Source organism: Actinoplanes sp. NPDC048791 (assembly GCF_040650095.1).
Classification (GTDB): Bacteria; Actinomycetota; Actinomycetes; order Mycobacteriales; family Micromonosporaceae; genus Actinoplanes.
This window is the reverse complement of sequence record NZ_JBEZGQ010000819.1, coordinates 1-3,774: the sequence shown is the minus strand read 5'-3', so window position 1 is coordinate 3,774 and position 3,774 is coordinate 1. Positions and strand designations below refer to the sequence as shown.

The 3,774-nt window shown below is 73.4% G+C and carries 3 protein-coding genes and 1 pseudogene; all 4 read right to left on the bottom strand.

Annotation, left to right across the window (positions count from 1 at the left end):
• Positions 1-601 (bottom strand): annotated as a pseudogene (locus AB0C29_RS37735) (cyanophycin synthetase); the annotation flags it as partial.
• On the bottom strand, positions 598-1,437 hold the full coding sequence (locus AB0C29_RS37730) for a cyanophycinase (RefSeq protein ID WP_360830928.1): 840 nt from the start codon (positions 1,435-1,437) through the stop codon (positions 598-600). The pseudogene AB0C29_RS37735 and the gene AB0C29_RS37730, both read right to left, overlap by 4 nt.
• Positions 1,438-1,516: 79 nt before the next feature.
• On the bottom strand, positions 1,517-3,121 hold the full coding sequence (locus tag AB0C29_RS37725; protein WP_360830925.1) for an MFS transporter: 1,605 nt from the start codon (positions 3,119-3,121) through the stop codon (positions 1,517-1,519).
• A gap of 11 nt (positions 3,122-3,132) precedes the next feature.
• Positions 3,133-3,621: a helix-turn-helix domain-containing protein gene (locus AB0C29_RS37720; protein WP_360830921.1), complete on the bottom strand. Its 489-nt coding sequence runs from the start codon at positions 3,619-3,621 to the stop codon at positions 3,133-3,135.
• Between the last annotated feature and the right edge of the window lie 153 nt (positions 3,622-3,774).

Here is a 3,774-nt window from a genome sequence, read left to right as displayed (position 1 = left end):
GGCGGGTGCCCCAGCCCAGGCGCAGCAGGCTGAGGTCGGCGTACCGCTCGACCGGGATGCCCCGGCGCCGGGCCGCGGCGATGATCGACGTGGTGCTCGGGCCGGTGGCCTCCTGCTCGGCCAGCGCGGTCAGGGCGGTGAGACGCTCGGTGAGGTCGGCGGCGGGCACGGACTCGCCGCCCGCGACCGAGGCGACCAGCTCCGCGGCGGTCTCCAGCAGCTCGCCCGGCAGGGTGGAGTCCGGCGACTCGTCCACCGGGCACTCGATGATCAGGTCGTAGAGTCCCGGCTCGCCGGCCGAGACGGTCCGGCCGAAGCTGACGTCGCGCCCGATCCGCTGGGACAGCTCGATGCTGACGTGCTCGGTGACGTGGCCGAAGTAGGTGCCACCGCGCATCCGGCTGACGAACCCGCCGGGTGAGCCGGCCGCGCAGTGGTGCTCGGCCAGGCCCGGCAGGGCGCGCAGGATCCGTTCGGTGAACCCGGCGACGTCGCTGGTCTCCCGGCCGGTGAGCTCGTCGAGGCGCAGCCGGGCCACGATCGCGGGCCGGGACAGGTGGACGTTCGGTCCGCGCAGCCGGCGGATGCTGAGGATCTTCATGCGGCCAGTTCCCGTTCCCCGGCGGGCCCGTCGATGATCGAGGGGCGGCGGCCGGACAGTTCGAACCTGCACCCGGCAGGCAGCACGTGCACCCGCGCCCCGGTGAGCGCGATCGGTCCGTCGGCCGGCACCCGGATGTCGGCGGCGGCGCCCGCGTCGACGATCGTGACCGCGCCGGTGCCCAGCACCTCGAAGCTGTCACCCTCGGCGAGGATCGCGGTGTCCTCGTCGATGCCCAGACCGAGCTCGTGCGGGTAGAGGGCGACGGCGCTGAGCAGCCGGTTGAGCCGGCCCCGCTCGGCGAAGTGCATGTCGATCAGCACGCCGGGCAGGAACTCCAGCCCGGGTCCGGTGCGCACACTGGCCCGGGTGACCCCCGGGCTGTCGCCGCCGAGGATCATGGTGCCGGACATCATCGCTGCGCCGGCGCTGGTGCCGCCGAGCACGATCGTGCCGGTCTGCACCAGCCGCTGCAGCGCCGAGTCGGCCAGCGTGCCGCCGAGGACGGTGGTGATCCGCAACTGGTCGCCGCCGGTGAAGAAGACACCGGTGGCGGTGGCCAGCGCCTTGACCACGTCGGGCTCGTTGGCCTGGGCCCGGTTGTCCAGGCGCAGCGCCCGGACCCGGCCCGCGCCGAGGCGGGTGAACAGCGCGGCGTACTCGGCCTCCAGCACGGCGGGCTCCGCGCTGGCGGTGGCGATGACGATCAGCTCGGCGGCGGGACCACCGGCCAGGCCGACGAAACGGCGCAGGATCTCGGTGCCACCCGGACCGTAGCGTTCGGCGCCACCGATGACGAGCAGCCGGGAGTGACCGGAACGATCGACGAGTGCCACGCCGTGCCTCCTGAAGGGCCGCACCCCTCGAACCGGCGGCCTGCCCTGAGGCTAATCGGAACAATCCCGAAACATCGGGCTAATCCCCTGAGTCGGCGGGCAGCAGATGGGAGACGACCGGCGGCCCGTCGGCCAGCGCCCACGCCTTCTGCTCCTCCTGCTCGTCGCTGCCGGTGAGCCGGCCCTCGTGCTGGCGCAGATGTTCGTCCCACGTGGGCACCAGGTAGACCTCGACGAACTCGTCCGTCGCCTCGCCCGGGCGGAACAGTCCCCACCGGGTGGCCCCGGTCCGCTGCCGGGACCGCCGTACGGCCTGCATCGCGGCGACGAAGGCGGCCCGGTTCGCCGGCCGGACCCGGAACGTCGAGGTGACCAGCACCGGCCCCTCGTCCAGGTGCGGCTCCAGCATCAGGTGCGGCTCGGCCCAGTAGACCGCCGGGCTGCGGTCCCCCTCCTGGTGGTGCAGCGGCAGCCAGCGCACGGTCACGGTGCCCAGCAGCATCAGCGCGGCCGCGGCGAGGAAAGCGGCGCGCAGGCCGAACGCCTCGGTGACCTGACCCCACAGCAGCGCGCCGAGAGCCTGGCCGCCGGCGAAGACCACCTGGTAGACCGCGAAGCCGCGGGCACGCACCCAGTTCGGCAGGAACAGCTGCAGGCTCGCGTTCATCCGCGACACCTGGATCATCCAGGCCAGCCCGGCGGCGAGCAGGACCGGCACCACGACGAGGACGCTGGCCACCGTGGCCACCACCAGCAGGGCGAGGCCGTAGACCGCGCCGGAGAGCACGAGCAGCCGGTTGGCCGGGACGTGCTCACGGACCCGGGGCATCAGCAGGGCGCCCAGGACCGCGCCGACGCCCAGGGCGGCGAGCAGGATGCCGTACCCGCTGGGGCCCATGGCCAGCTCCCGCTCGGCGACCAGCGGCAGCAGGCTCCAGACGATGCTGCCGGGCAGGACGAACAGCACCACGCGCAGCAGGATCCGGCGGACCACCGGCGAGTAGCGCACGTACCGGCCGCCGGCCCGCAGCGCCGGGCCGAACCGCTCGGCGTGCGCGGTCCCGCTCTCCGGCGGCCGGCGCCAGCGCAGCAGCGCCACGGCGAAGATCACGAACGACAGCGCGTTCAGGCCGAAGACGGCGGCCACGCCCACGTGCGCGACCAGCAGGCCGGCCACCGCCGGACCGGCCGAGCGGGCCAGGTTGGTGTTGACCGCCCCGAGCGCGGACGCCGAGGCGAGCTCGTCGCGCGGGACCACCTCGGGGATGATCGCCTGCCAGGTCGGCAGGGTCAGCGCCTGGCCGACGCCGAGCAGGAAAGTGAAGATCAACAGCAGCGGCGGCGGCATCCGGTCGAGCACGGTCAGGGCGGTCAGCGTCCCGGCCACGACGAACAACCCCACCTGTACGGCGAGCAGCAACCGCCGGCGATCGAAGGTGTCGGCCAGCGTGCCCGACGGCAACGCGAGCAGCAGGACCGGCAGCATCGTCGCGGTCTGCACCAGGCTGACGTAGGTGGCCGCGTCCGGCTCGTGCACCAGGTGCCACTGGGCCCCGACGGTCTGCATCCAGGTGCCGACGTTGCTCGCCAGCACCCCGATCCACAGCCCGCGGAAGATCTTGTCCCGCAACGGAGCCCACGCGGACGTTTCCCCTGCTGATGCTGATGTCTGCGCCGGCGCCACGGCCAGGGAGCTTAGCGGCGGCGCTTGGCCCCCGGCCCGGGGCGGGGCGCGACCTCGCGGGGGTCGGCGATCCGGTGGCCGTGATCGCAGTGCAGCTCGGTGTGGACCCGCGCGCCGCAGTCGCGGTGGGCCATCTCCAGCGGCGGGCCCTGCGGATCGGCGAGGTAGCGGTCGCCCCACTCCATCACCGCGGTGAGCACCGGGTAGAGGTCGAGGCCCTTGGCGGTGAGCCGGTACTCGTGGCGGATCCGCGCGCCGGGCTCCTGGTACGGCTCTCGGCGCAGCAAGCCGTGCTCCACCAGCGAGGCGAGCCGGTTGGTGAGGACCTGACGCGGGATGCCTGTGCGCTCGCGCATGTCGGCGAAGCGGCGGACGCCGGTGAAGACCTCCCGCAGCACCACCACGGTCCACTTCTCCCCGAGGACGCCCATCGCGCGGCCGATCGTGCAGGCGTCGACGGACCAGTCGAGGGCGGACGGGCGGGCCAGGGTGGGATTCATGACACCGAGGCTAGGTCTGTTTGACAGACACAGCAAGGGGGTGCGACTCTGCGTCCATGACGCAGACCCAGGACGGGACCCGCACGCGTACGTATTCCTGGACCGACCCGGCCGAGCACGCCGCCGTGCTCGGCACGACCAGTGGCCTGGACC